Source organism: Nocardia cyriacigeorgica NBRC 100375 (genome assembly GCF_000308555.1).
GTDB lineage: Bacteria > Actinomycetota > Actinomycetes > Mycobacteriales > Mycobacteriaceae > Nocardia > Nocardia cyriacigeorgica.
Map to the genome: position 1 here is coordinate 1 of NZ_BAFY01000232.1, position 18,405 is coordinate 18,405.

The following is an 18,405-nucleotide window of genomic DNA, read 5'->3' on the forward strand; positions in this document are numbered from 1 at the left end:
CCAATCTACGAACCGCCCTACCCGAGAACGGATTCGAAACATGCCCGATTCGCCGGCGATCGACCGCAGTCCACACGTCGCCTTGATCGTGTATGAGATGGGAAAAGTCGGCGGCCGTGGTGTCTACTATCGCGAAGACTTCGTACTCGTCTGGGCGCAAGACCTGAACCAGGCCCGAGAACTCGCCGACCTGCATGTGCGCAACGAGGTGTACGAGTCCGAGGACGGAAGCTACGTCAGGCTCTATGCGGTGGTCGACGTCAACGAGGTCACCGAACCGTTGAGTTCGGCCCCCACCACTGACCTGTATTCACGGCACTTCGCCACCATCGACGACTACAAGTCCTTCGAGATATTCCTCGGAGGAAAAGACCCGCTGGCATAGCCACCGCTCCCAATCAGGCGTCGAGCTCGCTGAACGGAGTCACCCACCGTGACAGCGGAAGGCCATTACAACCGTGGATATGACCTCCGCACACGACTACGAGGAGCTGCACCACCTCGTAGACCGGCTGACACCCGCCCAGGCGCGGCATCTACGGCTGGTTGTTTCGGAGGATCCCGAGCTATCCACGGCCATCGCGGCTCCGGTGGACGATGAGGAAGCCGTGCCCGAGGCATTGATCAGCCTGGTCGGCATGTGGGATTCCAGTCGGGCCGATAGCGCCGAGCGGCACGATGATTACATTCGGGTCCGTAGCCGACGCCATCGGCTACAGCCGCGGGACTCAGCCCGAAGTTCCGGTCACAAACGCCACCTGCTGCCCGGTGATCCGAGCAACGGTCGCGAAATCGTTGTCGTCACACAGTATCGTGAGCCGGCCGTGTTCGGCGGTCGCCGCAATGAGGAGGTCCACCGGACCGGCCGAGCGATGGGTTCCTTGCTCCGTCATCAGTTGCTGAACCTCTTCGGCACGCTCGTAGGCCCGGTCTGACATCGGGGTCCAACCGAACAGATCGTGCAGTAGCCGCCGCTTCTCGAGCCGGTCGGCGAGTGAACGGGCCGAGTACAGGAACTCGAGTTCCACAATCGGACAGGTGGCGATCACTCCAGCGGTCAGTTGATCGGCCCACGCCTTCCGGTAGGGCTCTTGGAGAATCCGGAACAGCCCGGAGGTATCGATGAGGTAGATGGCGGGAGTCACCGGCGGTAGGCCGCCTTGTTGTCGACAAATTCATCGAAATCACCCCGGTCGGCCATCTCACCGAGGCGAGCGAGGGCGCGCATGCGGACCAATCGTTGGCCGACCTCGCGCAGGGCGGCATTGACCGTGTCTTTCTTGGTTCTGGTACCCAGCACCTCCGCTGCGATCGCCAGCGCTTCGTCATCAATCTCGATAGGCGTCTTCGAAGATCCCATGGTCACTCACCTCTCAGGATATCCCCTGTATCAGATATAGATGTCTAGGATACCTCTTCAGGCTCCTCGGCACCGCCGCAGAAAGGCCGAAGGCCGGCCCACCAATGGTGGGCCGGCCTTCGGTTCGAAAGGGTTTGCCGGGTGGCAGGACTCAGAAGTCCATGCCGCCCATGCCGCCGGTGGGATCGGCGGGAGCGGCCGAGGCCTTCTCCGGCTTGTCGGCGACGACGGCCTCGGTGGTCAGGAACAGGGCCGCGATGGAGGCCGCGTTCTGCAGGGCCGAACGGGTGACCTTGACCGGGTCGGCGACGCCGGCGGCGAGCAGGTCCTCGTACTCGTTGGTCTGGGCGTTGAGGCCCTGACCGGCGGGCAGGTTGGAAACCTTCTCGGCCACCACGCCGGGCTCGAGGCCGGCGTTGAAGGCGATCTGCTTCAGCGGCGCGGACAGCGCGACACGAACGATGTTCGCGCCGGTGGCCTCGTCACCTTCGAGCTTGAGGTCGTCCAGCGCGGGAGCCGACTGCAGCAGAGCCACGCCACCACCGGCGACGATGCCCTCTTCCACGGCGGCCTTCGCGTTGCGGACGGCGTCCTCGATGCGGTGCTTGCGCTCCTTGAGCTCGACCTCGGTCGCGGCACCGGCCTTGATCACAGCAACACCGCCGGCCAGCTTGGCCAGGCGCTCCTGCAGCTTCTCGCGGTCGTAGTCCGAATCCGAGTTCTCGATCTCGGTGCGGATCTGCGCAACGCGGCCCTTGATGGCCTCCGCGTCGCCCGCGCCCTCGACGATGGTGGTCTCGTCCTTGGTGACGACGACCTTGCGCGCCTGGCCGAGCAGCTCGATGCCTGCGGTCTCCAGCGAGAGGCCGACCTCTTCGCTGATGACCTCGCCACCGGTGAGGATGGCGATGTCGGCGAGCTGGGCCTTGCGGCGATCACCGAAGCCCGGAGCCTTGACGGCGACGGACTTGAAGGTGCCACGGATCTTGTTCACGACCAGGGTCGACAGGGCCTCGCCCTCGACGTCCTCGGCGATGATCAGCAGCGGCTTGCCGGCCTGGATGACCTTCTCCAGCAGCGGCAGGAGATCCTTGACGGTGGAAACCTTCGAGCCGACCAGCAGGATGTACGGATCCTCGAGGACCGCTTCCTGACGCTCCGGGTCGGTGACGAAGTAACCCGAGATGTAGCCCTTGTCGAAGCGCATACCCTCGGTGAGCTCCAGCTGGAGCCCGAAGGTGTTGCTCTCCTCGACGGTGATGACGCCTTCCTTGCCGACCTTGTCCATGGCCTCGGCGATCAGCTCACCGATGGACGCGTCGCCGGCCGAGATACCGGCGGTAGCGGCGATCTGCTCCTTGGTCTCGACCTCCTTGGCGGTGTCGAGCAGCTTGGCGGTGACGGCCTCGACGGCCTTCTCGATGCCGCGCTTGAGACCCAGCGGGTTCGCGCCGGCCGCGACGTTGCGCAGGCCCTCGCGCACCAGCGCCTGAGCCAGAACGGTGGCGGTGGTGGTGCCGTCGCCCGCAACGTCGTCGGTCTTCTTGGCGACTTCCTTGACCAGCTCGGCGCCGATCTTCTCGTACGGGTCCTCCAGCTCGATCTCCTTGGCGATGGACACACCATCGTTGGTGATCGTGGGGGCGCCCCACTTCTTCTCCAGCACGACGTTGCGACCCTTCGGGCCCAGCGTCACCTTGACCGCGTCGGCGAGGCTGTTCAGGCCCCGCTCGAGGCCGCGACGGGCCTCTTCGTCGTACGCAATTGTCTTGGCCATTGCGGTGAGATCCTCCAAGTAATGAGGCTGACACACAGGATGACCGCATTGTCGGGCCACCCTATTTACGCTGGCCAGGCTCGGTGCCCGCGACGGACGACCAGGGGTGTCTTGGATACCCGATCTCACCGTCCCGACCTGGCACTCACGGGTAGAGAGTGCCAAGCCCCTTTTTAGCACTCGCCGGTGACGAGTGCAAGGTCGGGGCCGGGCTAGCCCTGCAGCCTGTCGGTCACTCGCAACGCCAGCGCGAGGAACGCATCGGCGCGCCGCTCCTCCGGCGAACGCGGCTCGCCCTCGTCGACGGTGACGAGTTCGGCGTCGTTGATCAGCAACTCGGCTTCCACCCGCATGATGGCCCGGATGAACGGTGGCGCGACCTTGGGCGGCAGGTCGCCATTGACGATGTAGCTGCCATCGTCGAGGGATTCGGTCGAGACATACGACAGCGCGCGCAACAGATCGTCGCGCCGTTCCCCCGCGATCAGGTCGGAGTTCTCATCATCCGCCATTGCTATAGGTTACCGGCAGTACTGGCGACGGGGCGGCCACACGTCCAGCTGCCACCCCGCCGCGACCTTCCGGCAATCATCCGGTGACGCGCTTACCCGGCCGTTCACAGCCGGACGAGCGCCCCCGGCCTCAGGATTTATCGCCGATGATGCCCGCGAGCAGCTCGACCAGATGCGCCTCCGCGACCGCTTTATCGATGCCGAGGCCCGACAGCACGCCGGTGCCGTTCTCGTGCTCGAGCAGGGCGAGCAGCAGGTGTTCGGTACCGATGTAGTTGTGGCCGAGCCGCAGCGCCTCACGGAAGGTCAGCTCGAGCACCTTCTTGGCCTCGGGATCGAAGGGCACCAGCGGGGGAACCTCACCACCTGCGGGCGGCAGGGCAGCCGCGGCGGCCTCGCGCACCGACTCGACCGTCGCGCCCTGGGTGAGCAATTCCTTGGCAGCGAGTCCGTCGGGTTCGGACAGCAGCGCGAGCACCAGATGCGGCGGTGCGATCTGCGTGTTGCCGGCCGTGCGGGCCGCCTCCTGAGCCGCCATCACCACATTCCTGGCACGTGGCGTGAAGCGAGCGAAGCCGGCCTCGGGGTCCATGGCACCCGCGTCGCCGGGCGCTTTGGGCACGAATCGTTTCTGTGCGGCCTGCTTGGTGACGCCCATGCTGGCGCCGATGTCGGTCCAGGAGGCTCCGGAGCGGCGGGCCTGGTCGACGAAGTGGCCGATCAGATGATCGGCCAGTTCGCCGAGATGCCCGGCGGCGACCATGGCGTCGGCCAGCTGGTCGAGGACGTTGTCAGGGCGGGCCTTCTTGATGCCTTCGATGAGGTCGTCGAGCTTGAGCGAAGAAGTCATGCGTCAACCATAGGTTGACGATCCCGCATCGTCAACCATCGGTTGACGATGGCCGTCGGCGCCCGTGTCCGTGGCGGCGAAGCGCACCATCATCTGGTTGAACCCCGCCGCTGTGTGCCCCGTCAGCCGGCAACCGAGCGCCGGGCTCCTCGATGCTCAGCCGCTCAGCTCTCGACTCCGTCGTGTTCGCGCTTACCGCCGGGACGACGCAGCCGCAGCCGCGACGACCCGCGCATGGCCGGACGACGAATCGCCGGACGACGGATCGCCGGTCGCCGCCGTTGCGCCCGCCGCTGCGCGCGGCGCTCGGCCGGCTTGTGCTCCCAGGTCTCCGGCCGGGCCGCGACCCAGCGCTGCGAATACCAGGCGAACGGGATATGCCCCAGGTACAGCACGATCAGCACCAGCAGCAGCACGATCGGATAGGTGACGAGAGCGGCGGCGGCCGCGGCGACCAGCACCAGCAGCCCGGCCGCGGCCTGCGGCGCGACCGACACCGACTTCATGGCCAGCGTCGGGATGGTGCTCACCGCCAGCAGTGCCGCGAACACGACCCACGCCGACACCGTGCCGAAACCGACCCACCAGCCGTCGCCGAACTGCACATACAGCGCGATCGGGGCGAGGGCGATGAGTGCGGCCGCGGGAGCCGGGACGCCGACGAAATACTCACGCGCCCAATCCGGACGGGTGTCGTCGTCCATCAGCGTGTTGAACCGCGCCAGCCGAAGCACGATGCTCACCGCGAACAGCAGCGCGATGATCCAGCCGGTGCTGTTGTCGCTGAGCAGCCCGATATAGAGCACAAGAGCGGGTGCGACGCCGAAGGAGATGGCATCGGAGAGCGAATCCAGTTCGGCGCCGATCTTGGTGGTGGCGGCCAGCATCCGCGCCAGCCGCCCGTCGAGGGTGTCGAGGACGGCCGCCGCGCCGATCATGGCGAGCGAGACCCCGAATTCACCGTCGAGGGCGAACTTCACCGCGGACAGTCCGGAGCACAGCGCCATGATGGTGACCATGCTCGGCAGCAACCGGATCGACCGGCGCCGCCGACCGGCAGTGCCCTGCTCCATCATGACCCTGCGGTCGGCAATACGGCCAGCACGGTCTCGGCACCGATGGTGCGCTGACCGACGTCGACGAGCAGCTCGGTGCCCGCGGGGAAGTAGGTGTCGACCCGGGAACCGAAACGGATCAGGCCGTAGGTGTCGCCGATGGTGAGCACATCACCGGGCTCGGCATCGCAGACGATGCGGCGGGCCAGCAGGCCGGCGATCTGCACGACCACGATCTGCGCGCCGGCCGGGGTGTCGATGACCATGCTGTTGCGCTCGTTCACCGAGCTGGCCTCGGGCAGGTCGGCCGAACGGAACTGGCCGGGCTGGTGCACAACGGTGCGCACGGTCCCGGAGACCGGCACCCGCTGCACATGCACATCCAGCACGGACAGGAAGATGCTCACCCGCGGCAGCGGCTGATCGCCGAGACCGAGTTCGGCGGGCGGCACCGCGGTGTCGACCAGCGCGATCTCACCGTCGGCCGGCGCGACGACGGCCCCGGCCCGGTTGGGCGGCACCCGGTGCGGATGCCGGAAGAACGTCGCGCAGGCCGCGGCAGCCGCCAGCCCGCCGCGGCGCACCCAGCGACGTTTGCCGCCGAGCACCGCGACGGCCAGTGGCGCCGCGACGAACGGCAGGCCGGCCGGGTGCAGCGGCGGGATCGCATGGCGCACCAGATCGGCGACGTGGCCGAGGCCGGTGCGTTCGGGCGTGCCGGGCGGGGTGGGACGGCGTGCCACAGGCTCCTCTTTCGTGCTCGGTGCAAGACGAACGCGCCGTTCGAGGGCCCGTCGCGGCGACGGTCTCTATGCCCGTCGACGAATGACAGCGGTCGTCGACGGGGTTCGGCGCAAGCGTTCACACCTTACGGGAACCGCGCCCGTGGCACTCGGTGTCAGCGCACGGAGCTACGTCCGGTGAACAGTTTGACCAGGTAGAGCAGCACACATGCGCCGACGAGGCAGGTGACGAAGCTGAAGAACCAGCCCGCGCTCTCGACATCGACGCCGAACAGCATCAGGACGAATCCGCCGAGTAGGCCGCCGATCACGCCCACCACGATATTGAGCAGAATGCCCTGTTGAGCATCGGTTTTCATGATTTTGCTGGCGATCCAGCCCGCGAGCCCCCCGATGATGATCCACGCGATGATCCCGATTCCGAGCATGGTGTCCTCGAATCTGTGGGTTGGGCACGCCGCCGGTTTGCGGCGTGTGCCTGGGATATACCCGGGGCATTGTGAGAATACGCACTCGCGTGTACCCGGGGTAGCGCTAATATGAGGGAGCCTCATGTCTACGAGTTCGCGTAGTACCAGCTGATTCGTAGCTATCGACCAGTGAGGATCCCCATCGATATTCGGGGACAACCCGGCGGCGCCGACGCCGCAGGTACATAGGAGACGCACCATGGCAGCTCGTTTCGCCCAGACCACCGGCGCAGAGCACACGGCGATCCTCGGGCTCGGCGTCTATCGCCCGGCCCGGGTGGTCACGAACGACGAGGTAGCGGGCCCGATCGACTCGAGCGACGAATGGATCCGGACCAGGTCCGGCATTCGCACCCGGCGCTTCGCCGACGATTCCGAAACCATCCAGAGCATGAGCGTCGCGGCCTCGCGCGGGGCGCTGGAATCGGCGGGAGTCGCCGCCGACCAGGTCGATTGCGTCATCGTCGCCACCTCCACCCATCTGCTGCTTACCCCAGCCGCGGCACCGCAGATCGCCACCGAGCTCGGCATGAACGGTGCGGCCGCCTTCGACATCTCCGCCGGTTGCGCCGGTTTCTGCCATGGGCTGGCCCTCGCCTCGGATCTGGTTCGGGCAGGAACGTCGAAGAACGTGCTGGTCATCGGGGTGGAAAAGCTCACGAACACGATCAACCCGGCCGACCGCTCCACCGCGTTCCTGTTCGCCGACGGTGCGGGCGCGGTGGTCGTCGGCCCATCCGAGGAACAGGGCATCGCCCCCACCGTATGGGGTTCGGACGGCACCCAGCATCACGCCATCCGGCAGGACAAGGACTGGATGGAGTTCTTCGCCGAGATCGACGAGAAGGGCCTCGACGCCGTCCGGCCCTACCTGGCGATGGAGGGCACGGCGGTCTTCCGCTGGGCCGCGCATTCGCTGGAGAAGGTGTGCCGCGAGGCCATCGACCGGGCGGGCCTGTCCACCGACGATCTCGACGCGATGATCCCGCATCAGGCCAACGGCCGGATCATCGAGATCATGGCGCGCGTGCTCAAGCTGCCCGAGCACTGCGCGCTGGCCAACGATATCGAGGAGACCGGTAATACCTCGGCCGCCTCGATTCCGCTGGCGATGGAGCAGTTGCTGCGCACCGGGCAGTCCAAGCCGAGCGATACCGCCCTGCTCATCGCCTTCGGCGCGGGCCTGTCCTGGGCCGCGCAGGTGGTGTCGCTGCCGAACTGGCAGTCCTGATGGCGCCGGCGGGGCGGGCGCGGACTACGCGCCCGTCTCGACCGCCGTCTTGATCTTGGCGAGGGTTTCGTTCATGCCCTTGGTCAGCGCGTCCTCGAAGGCCTGTTCGCCGCCGAGCACCCCATCGATGGCCTTGCGCACGATCCAGGTGACGCCGTTGGGCACATCGCGGCGCTCGATCAGCCGGGTGCCGGTGGCGGTGGGTTCGAGGGTGTAGCTCCAGACGGTGCGGTTCTCGTTCATCCGGAAGGCGAAGGCCTGGTTGGGTTCGTACCGCACGATGCGCGAGCTGGTCGGCCAGCGCTTGAAACCGTCTTTGTTGAAGTTGACGGTCCAGGTGCCCGCCTTCGGCGTGCCGAGCGGGATCATCTTGACGCACTGCGGGCTGAATTCCGGCATCCGCTTCAGATCCGAGACGACCGCCCAGACCTGCTCCGGCGGCGCGGCGATGTCGATGGCGGCTTCGAGATTGTTCGGCAACACTGCCTCCGGTTATGTGCGACTACGAGTAACGCGCATCCTAATCGTAATGATGGCCAGGTCACATTTTCGCATGTCTGCGGGTTCGAATGTAACGAGCGGCGCACAATGGGGATAGACGAGAGACACAGCCACCAGCGAACCGCCCGCAACAGTGAGGTGATCGGCCGTGAAACTGCGCTCCCTCCTACATCGTCATCCGCCGCAATCGAGGCAGGCGGCATCGAATCTTCCGCAACTGCCGCTGATCGAACCCGAGGGTGAATCCGCCCCGCGCGTCGAGGAACGACTCGAAAGACTGCTCACCCCAACAGAACTCGAACTGGTACTGCGCCACCGCGTGTGAGCGCGCGCTCCGCCGCGACGACAGCAGCGCAGGCGAGACTCCATACTCATGAGGTGAGTTCCCCCGCTGCACCCAAGCCGGCCATTCTCAGCGTCGACGACGACCCTGGCGTCTCCCGGGCCGTCGTCCGCGACCTGCGCCGCCGCTATGGCGCCGACTACCGCATCCTGCGCGCGGAATCGGGCCCGGCGGCCCTCGAGGCGCTGCGCGAATTGAAACTGCGCGACCAGCCGGTCGCGGTGCTGATCGCCGACTACCGCATGCCGGGTATGGACGGCATCGAATTCCTCGAACAGGCCATGGACCTGCACCCGTACGCACGGCGAGTGCTGCTCACCGCCTACGCCGACACCAATGCGGCGATCGACGCGATCAACGTCATCGACCTCGATCATTATCTGCTCAAGCCCTGGGATCCGCCGGAGGAGAAGCTCTACCCGGTGCTGGACGCCTTGCTGGAGGCGTGGCGAAGCAGCGATCAGAAACCGGTGACCGGAACCAAGGTGATCGGCAATCGCTGGTCGCCGCGCTCTTCGCAGGTGCGCGAGTTCCTGGCCCGCAACCAGCTGCCCTACCGCTGGTACCTGGCCGACGAACCAGAGGGGGCGCGGCTACTCGAGGCCGCGGGCGCCGACCCGCAGCGTTGTCCGGTGGTGATCACCGCCGACGGACAGGCGCTGCTGCAACCCACCGACAGCGAATTGGCGGGCAGCGCCGGACTCAGCACCGAACCGGTCGGCGATTTCTACGACCTGATCGTCGTCGGCGGCGGACCTGCCGGACTCGGCGCGGCCGTCTACGGCGCGTCCGAGGGATTGCCCACGGTGCTGGTGGAACGCACGGCCACCGGCGGGCAGGCCGGCCAGAGTTCGCGGATCGAGAACTACCTGGACTTCCCGGACGGCCTGTCCGGCGCGCAGCTGGCCGATCGGGCGCGACGGCAGGCCGCCAAGTTCGGCGCGGAGGTGATCACCACCCGCGAGGTGGTCGGCCTCGAGGTCAACGGGTCGGCGCGCACCGTGCGTTTTGCCGACGGCGGCCGGCTGTGCGGGCACACCGTCATCATCGCGACCGGGGTGGACTATCGCCGTCATCCGGCGCCTGGGGTGGACGAATTCACCGGGCGCGGTGTGTATTACGGCTCGGCGATGACCGAAGCCGCCGAATGCGCCGAACACGACGTCTACATCGTCGGTGGCGCGAACTCGGCGGGCCAGGCCGCGATGTTCCTGTCCCGCAACGCGCGCACGGTGCATCTGGTGGTGCGGGCGGATTCGCTGGAGAAGTCCATGTCCTACTACCTGATCCAGCAGATCGCACAGACCCCCAATATCCGCGTGCACACCCGCACCGAGGTGGTCGGGGTGGACGGCGACGACCATCTGCACACGATCATCTTGCGCGACAACGAGTCCGGGGCCGAGGAGAAGGCCGCCACCGAGCGGCTGTTCCTGTTCATCGGCGCCGCACCGCAGACCGACTGGCTCGACGGTGTGGTGGCGCGCGACGACGACGGCTACGTGCTGGCGGGTCCCGATCTGCTGGTCGAAGGCTCGCGTCCGGCCGGCTGGGAACTGCCGCGACCACCGCATCACCTCGAGACCAGCGTGCCGGGGGTGTTCGTGGCCGGCGACGTGCACGCCGAATCGGCCAAGCGGGTCGCCTCGGCCGTCGGCGAGGGCGCGATGGCGGTCATGCTCGTGCACCGGTACCTGGCGTAGGAGGCGGCCATGGGTTCCGAAATGATCTGCGACCCCGCGGAACTGCGGACACTGTTCCTGTTCGAGAAACTCGACGACGAGCAACTGGCCTGGTTGTGCGCCGACGGCCGGATCGAGCGTATCGAGCCGGGGCCGGTCTATCGCGAAGGTGAACCGGCGACCTGCTTCTACGTGCTGATGGACGGCGAGGTGCGGTTGACCAAGCTGTCGGGCGGCCAGGAGATCGAGATGGTGCGCACCGACCATCGCGGCTCCTACGCCGGGGCATGGGCGGCCTATCTGGGTGAGCGTGCCGATCAGCATTACGGAGGCTCGATGTACGTCACCCGGCCGTCGCGGTTCTTCGTGCTCGACGCCACCACCTTCGCGCGGATGATGCACGAATGGTTCCCGATGGCGGTGCATCTGCTGGAAGGCGCGTTCTTCGGCCAGCGCAACAACAACGCGCGCATCGCCCAGCGGGAGCGGCTACTGGCCCTCGGTTCGCTGTCGGCCGGATTGACCCACGAGCTGAACAACCCGGCAGCCGCGGCGGTGCGCGCCACCTCCGGCCTGCGCGACCGCATCGCCGGCATGCGGCACAAGCTGGCCATGATGGCGCAGGGCAAGTTCGACACCGCCTCGCTGGAATCGCTGGTTCGCTTGCAGGAAGAGGCCGCCGCCCAGGTGGCCAAGGCGCCCGAGCTGACCCCGCTCGAGGCCGCCGATCGCGAGGACGTGCTGGGTGAATGGCTCGAAGAGCACGGCATCGCCGACGGATGGGACCTCGCGCCGAACTTCGTCCAGGCCGGTTTCGACGCCGACTGGCTGAACCGGGTGGCCGCGACGCTCGAAGACTGCACCCCGCAGGTGCTCGAGGGCGCGATCCGCTGGCTGAACTACACCATCGAGACCGAACTGCTGATGAACGAGATCGCCGACTCCACCGCGCGCATCTCCACCCTGGTCGGCGCGGCCAAGCAGTATTCGCAGATGGACCGGGCCCCGTTCCAGGTAGTCGATCTGCACGAACTGCTCGACAGCACGCTGGTGATGCTCAACCGCAAGATCGGCGACTCGATCCACGTGGTCAAGGACTACGACCGCGCGCTGCCGCCGGTGCCCTGCTACGCGGCCGAGCTGAACCAGGTCTGGACGAACCTGATCGACAACGCCGTGTACGCGATGGACGGATCCGGCACCCTGACCATCCGCACCCGCCACGACAACGACTGCGCCGTCGTCGAGATCAACGACACCGGCCCCGGCGTGCCCACCGAGGTCCGCGACCGCATCTTCGAACCGTTCTTCACCACCAAACCCGTCGGTGAGGGCACCGGCCTAGGCCTCGACATCTCGTTCCGGATCGTGGTGAACAAACATCACGGCGACATCCGGCTCGAATCCCACCCCGGTGACACCACATTCACCGTCTGGCTGCCGCTGCACCGGAAAGAGGACGAACCCGCGAATCTGGAATCGACAGGAGATCCGGCATGACCGCGTCAGGGCCCGGAGGAGGCAGCGTGCGTAACCACGGAGGGCCCCGCGGGCATGCCAGAAAGGACACAGCATGACCGCGTCAGAGCTACCCGAGGGCATCGATCCGACCGTCCCGCCGAGCGGGCCCGGCTGCGTGGAATGCGAGGCCGCAGCGGGCTGGTGGGTGCATCTGCGCCGCTGCGCCCAGTGCGGACACGTCGGCTGCTGTGACAGCTCCCCGGAACAGCACGCGAGCAAGCACGCCGCGGCGACCGGGCACCCGTTCATCCAGAGCTATGAACCCGGCGAGGACTGGTACTGGGATTTCCGCACCGAGGAGATGTTCAGCGGCGGACCCGAGCTCGCGCCGCCACATCATCATCCGGAGGAGCAGGGTGCGCCGGGTCCGCGTTCCCGGGTGCCCGCCGACTGGCAGTCGCTGATCCACCGCTGATTCGCGCGGACCGGGTTTTCAGGGATCGATAAGGCCACCGCAAGGACATTGCCCGACAGTGGGCGACGCACCTGTCTGCGCGCCCGGCGGGCGCTCGATCCTGTGAGGCACCCATGTCGAACAACCGCCCCTACCCGGTACGCTGCATCGGACGCGCCGGAGGCTCCGGCGCCGCTGATCACCGGGGAACCCACGATATGAAGCGAATTCCTGCGACGATTCTGTCCGTCGGCGCGCTGGCGCTGATCCTGGCCGGTTGCGGTCCGGACGAGTCCACCGAGGCCAGCGGGCTGCGCAAGGGCACAACCGATACCTCGAGCGCCTCCACCACCACCTCGGCGCGTGCGACCACCACCTCGGCCGAATCCAGCCAGACCTCGTCGGCGCCCACCACCACGCGCACCGGGGGCAGCACGTCCGGCACCGCTTCGCAGACCACCTGCGCCGAGTTCCGCCAGCTCGACATCGCCGGGGAGAAGGCACTGATCGAGGCGATCCTGGCCGAGCACCCGGAAAGCCCGTTCGCAGGCAGCCCCAACGTCGCCCTCGGCACCGCCAAGCTGGTGTGCCTGTCCGACGAGATGGCCGACACCCCGGTCGCCGAGGCCGCGGGCATCGTCGAGCCCTGAGCGAAGAACCCTGACGAACGCGGGTGCACCCGACGGTGTGCCCGCGTTCGCGGTTTCTGGGCAGAATGGTCAGCGATGGCTGATCTGGCTCTTACCGCGCGTCTGAATCCCTCCGCCGCCGATGCCCGCCGCGGCGTGGTGCGGTTGCATGCCGAGGTGCTCACCGCACTCGGGTTGCGGGAATGGGATGGGATCACTCTCGTCGGCTCCCGGCGCACCGCGGCGGTGGCCGGTCTCGCGCCCGCGGGCACACCCGCCGGCGTGGCCCTGCTCGACGACGTGACGTTGTCCAATGCCGGCCTGCGCGACAGCGCGACGGTGGTGGTCTCGCCCGCGACCGTCCACGGCGGCCGGCGCATCTCGGTCAGCGGCTCGGCGCACGCCACCGGGTCGATCCCGGCCGCGACGCTGCGCCAGGCGCTGCTGGGCAAGATCGTCACCGTCGGCGATACGGTCTCGCTGCTGCCGCGCGATCTCGGCCCGGATCTGCCCGCCTCGGCCGCCAGCCAGGCACTCTCGCGCACCTTCGGCATCGCCTGGACCACCGAGCTGCTCACCGTCACCGCCACCGATCCCTCGCCCGGCCCCGTGAGCGTGCAGCCCAACACGGCGGTGGATTGGGGACCGGGAGCCACCACACCGGTTGGCGGCAACGGCAGGCCCGCCACCGCCGCTGCCGGCGAGGACTCCTCCGCGAGCATGACCGCCGACCCGACGGGCACGGTCGCCGCCGCCCGCTCCGCCCCGATCCCGGTCGAGGATCTGGTGGGCGCGCACACCCAGGCGGCCAAACTCACCGAATGGCTGACGCTGGCCCTCGACGAGCCCGAACTGCTGAAAACTCTCGGCGCCTCACCACATCTGGGTGTGCTGATCACCGGGCCCGCGGGTGTCGGCAAGGCGACGCTGGCCCGCGCGGTCACCGCACCGCGGCGCATCATCGAGCTGGACGGCCCCGCCGTCGGCGCCGCCGAGAGTGGGGCCCGGCTGCGCGAGGTGGCCCAGGCGGTGGCCGAGGTGAGTTCCGGGCAGGGCGGCATCCTGCTCATCACCGATATCGACGCGCTGCTGCCGGCGACCGCCGACCCGGTGGCCACGCTGATCCTTGATCAACTGCGCGCTGCCATCGCCGAACCGTGCGTGGCCTTCCTGGCCACCACCGCCCATCCGTCCGCGCTCGACCCCCGGTTGCGCGCGCCCGACCTGTGCGATCGCGAGATCGCACTGGCGCTACCGACCGCGGCGGTGCGCCGGTCGCTGCTGGAACAGCTGCTGCGCAAGGTGCCGACGGGTGATCTGAAACTCGACGAGATCGCTGCGAAGACACCCGGTTTCGTGGTCTCGGACCTGGCCGCGCTGTGCCGGGAGGCGGCGCTGCGCGCGGCTTCGCGGGCCAATCGCGATCAGGCCGAACCGCAGTTGTGCCAGCAAGACCTGGTCGGGGCGCTCGAGGTGATCCGGCCACTGTCGCGTTCCGGAATGGAAGAGCTGGCCATCGGCAGCCTCGGCCTCGACGACGTCGGCGATATGGCCGAGACCAAGCAGGCCCTCACCGAGACGGTGCTGTGGCCGCTGCGACATCCGGATTCCTTCGCCCGCCTCGGCATCGAGCCCCCGCGCGGGGTGCTGCTCTACGGTCCGCCCGGCTGCGGCAAGACCTACCTGGTCCGCGCGCTGGCCGGGACGGGACAGCTCAGCGTGCACGCGGTCAAGGGCGCCGAGCTGATGGACAAGTGGGTCGGCTCGTCCGAACGGGCGGTGCGCGAGCTGTTCCAGCGGGCGCGAGACTCGGCGCCGTCGCTGATCTTCCTCGACGAGGTCGACGCCCTGGCGCCGCGCCGCGGGCAGAGCTCGGACTCCGGCGTCGGCGACCGGGTGGTCGCGGCGCTGCTCACCGAGCTCGACGGCGTCGAACCGCTGCGCGAGGTGGTGGTCCTCGGTGCCACGAACCGGCCCGAGCTGATCGACCCCGCGCTGCTGCGACCGGGCCGATTGGAGCGGCTGGTGTTCGTTCCGCCGCCCGACGCGCAGGCCCGGCTGGCGATCCTGCAGACGGCGGGACGGTCGGTACCGCTGGCAGCGGACGTCGATCTGGCGGCGCTGGCCGAGGACCTCGACGGGTACTCGGCCGCCGACTGCGCGGCGCTGCTGCGGGAGGCGGCGCTGGCCGCGATGCGCCGCGATGTGGCCGCCGCCGATGTCACTGCCGCCGACCTCGACGCGGCGCGTTCGGTGGTCCGGCCCTCGCTCGATCCCGATCAGGTCGAGTCGTTGCGCAATTACGCCGAAGCCAGAGCCGGCGACCGCTGAGGCCGCGGCCGCGCGGCACCCGCATGCCGACCGGTTTCCGGCAGTTCGCACCGCCGCCGAAAGATTTGCGGAGGCATAGCCCGTCCGGGCGAATATGGCGGAACACATAGGCACCTGGACACAAGTCCTACTATCCGCCCACGTAGGATGGGAGCGCAGCACCCCGCCGCACCGACCCGACGGAGTGAAGTTTGCTCGGAATTCTGCTCGCCCATGCCCTGGCCGCTCTGGTGGCGCCGCTGTGCGTTCGGGCGATGGGTCGCAATGCGTTCTACCTGCTCGCCCTCGTTCCGCTCGGCAGCCTGAGCTGGGTCGTCGCGAACTGGAACGACACCGTGCGGTCGCGGGTGAGCTGGGCGCCGAGCATCGAGATGAATATCGACCTGCGCTTCGACTCGCTGGCGGCGGTCATGTGCGCGCTGGTGCTCGGGATCGGGTCGCTGATCCTTTTCTACTGCGGACGCTACTTCGCCGACTCCGAGCCGAAGCTCGGCATCTTCGCCGCGCAGATGGTCGGCTTCGCCGGCGCCATGTTCGGTCTGGTCACCAGCGACAACATGGTGTTGCTGTTCGTCTTCTGGGAGACCACGACCGTCCTGTCGTTCCTGCTGGTCGGTCACAACTCCGAACAGGCGCAGAGCCGCCGCGCCGCGATCCAGGCGCTGCTGGTGACGGCGGCCGGCGGGCTGGCGATGCTGGTCGGCATCATCATCCTCGGCCAGACCACCGGCAGCTACCTGCTCTCCGATCTGCTCGCTGCGCCGCAGCCGCCCAGCGGGCTCGCGGTGAACGTCGCGGTGGTGCTGATCCTGGTCGGGGCGCTCAGCAAATCGGCCATCGTTCCGCTGCATTTCTGGCTGCCCGGCGCCATGGCCGCGCCCACCCCGGTCAGCGCCTACCTGCATGCCGCCGCCATGGTGAAGGCCGGTGTGTACCTGGTGGCACGGCTGGCGCCGGTGTTCGCGACCAACCCGGTCTGGCATCCGATCGTGCTGGTGCTCGGCGGCGCCTCCATGCTGCTCGCCGGGGTGCGCGCCTTGCAGGTCAGCGATCTCAAGTTGGTGCTGGCCTTCGGCACCGTCAGCCAGCTCGGGTTCCTCATCCTGATGGTCGGCATCGGCACGCCCGATGCCGCGCTGGCCGGTCTCGCGCTGATCGTGGCGCACGCGCTGTTCAAGGCCTGCCTGTTCATGGTGGTCGGCATCGTCGATCACGGTGCGGGCACCCGTGATCTGCGTGCGCTCACCGGACTCGGCCGACGTGCGCCGCTGTTGTGCGCGGTGGCCGTCCTCGCGGCGCTGAGCATGGCGGGCATCCCGCTGATGGTCGGCTTCGTGGCCAAGGAGAGCGCCCTCGACGCCACCCTGCACGCCGACATCCTCAACGATCCGGCCCGCATCCTGCTGACCGTCGTGGTGACGCTCGGCTCGATGCTGACGGTCGCCTACAGCGCGCGCTTCGTCTGGGGTGCGTTCGGCAACAAGCCCGGCGTCACCGAACCGGATTGGCATCGTCCCGGCGCGCTGCTGCTCGGCGCGCCTGCCGTACTGGCAGCCGGCAGCCTGGTCGCGGGCCTGGCCGCCCCCGGCCTGGACGAGCTGATCAGCCCGTACGCGCGCTCGATCCCCGGCGCGCTCGATGCGCACCTGCTGCTGTGGCACGGCTTCACCGACGTCCTCGCGCTGACCATCGTGATCGTCGCGGCGGGCCTGGTGATCTTCGCTTTCCGCGGCCGGATCGGCGAATCCCCGCGCCCGCTGCTCGGCAACGCCGACCGCGCCTACGACGCCACCCTGCGCGGCATGGACAAACTGTCGCTGCGGATGACGGGCTCGGTGCAGCGTGGTTCGCTGCCGGTCAGCCAGGCCATCATCCTCGGCACCCTGATCATCCTGCCGTCGGTGGTGCTGGCCCTCGGCACCAGGACCGGCGTGCAGCTCCGGCTGTGGGATTCGCCGTTGCAGCTGGCCATCGGCGCGATCATGGTGGCAATGGCGTTGGGCGCGACGGTGTTGCGCAACCGTCTGGCCAGCGTGCTGGTCGTCGGCGTCACCGGCTATGGCTGCGGCGTGATCTTCGCCCTGCACGGCGCACCCGATCTCGCGCTCACCCAGTTCCTGGTGGAAACGCTGACGCTGGTGGTGTTCGTACTGGTGCTGCGGGCCTTCCCGGCCGAAATCTCCGGCTCGCGCACCGCCGGATTCAATGTCCGGCGCGCCGTGCTCGCGGCCTGTGTCGGCGCCACCGTCACCGTGCTCGGCGCGTTCGCCGTCGCGGCCCGCAGCGCCGAGCCGATCTGGCACCGTATCCCGGGCGCGGCCTACGAGTTCGGCGGCGGCAAGAACGCGGTGAACGTGCTGCTGGTCGACATCCGCGCCTGGGATACCCTCGGCGAGATCTCGGTACTGGTCGTGGCGGCCACGGGCGTGGCCTCGCTGGTGTTCCGCAGCAGGCGTTTCGGCAGCGCGCCACGCGCGGTGGACGCGCCGAACTACCGGCCGGGACTGGTGAGCTGGCTGCCCGCGGGCCGGCTGGTCGACCGGCGGGAACGGTCGATGGTCATGCAGATCACCACCCGCCTGGTGTTCCCGACCATGATGGTGCTGTCGGTGTACTTCTTCTTCTCCGGCCACAACGCCCCCGGCGGCGGGTTCGCCGGTGGGCTCACCGCCGGGCTCGCGCTGGTGCTGCGGTATCTGGCCGGCGGACCCTACGAGCTGGGTGAGGCACTGCCCGTGGAGGCGGGACATCTGCTCGGCGCCGGGCTGGCGCTGGCGGCGGGTACCGCGACCACCTCGCTGATCTTCGGCGCACCGCCGCTGTCGTCGGCGATCCTGGAGGTCACGCTGCCGCTGCTCGGCCACATCAAACTGGTGACCTCGCTGTTCTTCGACCTCGGCGTGTACCTCATCGTGGTCGGGCTGGTGCTCGACGTGCTGCGCAGCCTCGGTGCGCGGCTGGACCGCGAGCTGGCCGAATCGCCGGAACCGACCGAGGTGCGGGAGG

17 protein-coding genes are annotated in these 18,405 nt (G+C 68.2%); 8 read left to right on the forward strand and 9 right to left on the reverse strand.

The window, feature by feature from the left end:
- Window positions 1-40: 40 nt before the first annotated feature.
- Complete coding sequence (locus RJ05_RS23740) at window positions 41-385, forward strand: DUF4288 domain-containing protein (protein WP_051016847.1); 345 nt, start codon at window positions 41-43, stop codon at window positions 383-385.
- Between the two features lie 343 nt (window positions 386-728).
- Here the strand turns inward: RJ05_RS23740 and RJ05_RS23745 are convergent, their stop codons facing one another.
- From RJ05_RS23745 to RJ05_RS23780, 8 genes are all read right to left on the reverse strand, one after another.
- Window positions 729-1,145, reverse strand: coding sequence for a PIN domain nuclease (locus tag RJ05_RS23745; protein WP_036540759.1), 417 nt, complete (start codon window positions 1,143-1,145; stop codon window positions 729-731).
- Window positions 1,142-1,360: a type II toxin-antitoxin system VapB family antitoxin gene (locus RJ05_RS23750; protein WP_036540761.1), complete on the reverse strand. Its 219-nt coding sequence runs from the start codon at window positions 1,358-1,360 to the stop codon at window positions 1,142-1,144. The genes RJ05_RS23745 and RJ05_RS23750 overlap by 4 nt, the downstream gene beginning before the upstream one ends.
- Window positions 1,361-1,511: 151 nt before the next feature.
- Window positions 1,512-3,137, reverse strand: coding sequence for a chaperonin GroEL (gene groL / locus RJ05_RS23755; RefSeq protein WP_036540788.1), 1,626 nt, complete (start codon window positions 3,135-3,137; stop codon window positions 1,512-1,514).
- Window positions 3,138-3,349: 212 nt separating this feature from the next.
- Window positions 3,350-3,649, reverse strand: coding sequence for a DUF222 domain-containing protein (locus RJ05_RS23760; RefSeq protein WP_036540763.1), 300 nt, complete (start codon window positions 3,647-3,649; stop codon window positions 3,350-3,352).
- Between the two features lie 130 nt (window positions 3,650-3,779).
- On the reverse strand, window positions 3,780-4,499 hold the full coding sequence (locus RJ05_RS23765; protein WP_036540765.1) for a Clp protease N-terminal domain-containing protein: 720 nt from the start codon (window positions 4,497-4,499) through the stop codon (window positions 3,780-3,782).
- A gap of 164 nt (window positions 4,500-4,663) precedes the next feature.
- Window positions 4,664-5,575, reverse strand: a complete 912-nt coding sequence (locus RJ05_RS23770; RefSeq protein WP_036540769.1) for a CDP-alcohol phosphatidyltransferase family protein — start codon at window positions 5,573-5,575, stop codon at window positions 4,664-4,666.
- Window positions 5,572-6,297 (reverse strand): phosphatidylserine decarboxylase, encoded by a 726-nt coding sequence (locus RJ05_RS23775; protein WP_036540772.1) that lies wholly within the window; start codon window positions 6,295-6,297, stop codon window positions 5,572-5,574. The genes RJ05_RS23770 and RJ05_RS23775 overlap by 4 nt, the downstream gene beginning before the upstream one ends.
- 155 nt (window positions 6,298-6,452) lie before the next feature.
- A complete protein-coding gene (locus tag RJ05_RS23780) occupies window positions 6,453-6,725 on the reverse strand; it encodes a GlsB/YeaQ/YmgE family stress response membrane protein (RefSeq protein ID WP_014353301.1) in 273 nt (90 codons plus the stop codon).
- 241 nt (window positions 6,726-6,966) lie between these two features.
- Between RJ05_RS23780 and RJ05_RS23785 the strand changes: the two genes are divergently transcribed.
- On the forward strand, window positions 6,967-7,998 hold the full coding sequence (locus RJ05_RS23785) for a beta-ketoacyl-ACP synthase III (RefSeq protein ID WP_036540775.1): 1,032 nt from the start codon (window positions 6,967-6,969) through the stop codon (window positions 7,996-7,998).
- A 24-nt stretch (window positions 7,999-8,022) separates the two neighbouring features.
- On the opposite strand, the gene RJ05_RS23790 is transcribed toward RJ05_RS23785, so the two are convergent.
- Window positions 8,023-8,478 (reverse strand): SRPBCC family protein, encoded by a 456-nt coding sequence (locus tag RJ05_RS23790; RefSeq protein WP_036540790.1) that lies wholly within the window; start codon window positions 8,476-8,478, stop codon window positions 8,023-8,025.
- Between the two features lie 399 nt (window positions 8,479-8,877).
- Between RJ05_RS23790 and RJ05_RS23795 the strand changes: the two genes are divergently transcribed.
- From RJ05_RS23795 to RJ05_RS23820, 6 genes are all read left to right on the forward strand, one after another.
- On the forward strand, window positions 8,878-10,545 hold the full coding sequence (locus RJ05_RS23795; RefSeq protein ID WP_036540777.1) for an NAD(P)/FAD-dependent oxidoreductase: 1,668 nt from the start codon (window positions 8,878-8,880) through the stop codon (window positions 10,543-10,545).
- 9 nt (window positions 10,546-10,554) lie between these two features.
- Window positions 10,555-12,024, forward strand: a complete 1,470-nt coding sequence (locus tag RJ05_RS23800) for an ATP-binding protein (RefSeq protein WP_036540779.1) — start codon at window positions 10,555-10,557, stop codon at window positions 12,022-12,024.
- 73 nt (window positions 12,025-12,097) lie between these two features.
- On the forward strand, window positions 12,098-12,460 hold the full coding sequence (locus tag RJ05_RS23805; RefSeq protein ID WP_036540781.1) for a UBP-type zinc finger domain-containing protein: 363 nt from the start codon (window positions 12,098-12,100) through the stop codon (window positions 12,458-12,460).
- 197 nt (window positions 12,461-12,657) lie between these two features.
- Entirely contained in the window at window positions 12,658-13,089 is a 432-nt protein-coding gene (locus RJ05_RS23810; protein WP_051016849.1) for a hypothetical protein, read from the forward strand.
- Window positions 13,090-13,164: 75 nt separating this feature from the next.
- On the forward strand, window positions 13,165-15,399 hold the full coding sequence (locus tag RJ05_RS23815) for an AAA family ATPase (protein WP_036540784.1): 2,235 nt from the start codon (window positions 13,165-13,167) through the stop codon (window positions 15,397-15,399).
- A 191-nt stretch (window positions 15,400-15,590) separates the two neighbouring features.
- On the forward strand, window positions 15,591-18,405 hold a 2,815-nt coding region (locus tag RJ05_RS23820; protein WP_051016848.1), incomplete at its 3' end, for a Na+/H+ antiporter subunit A.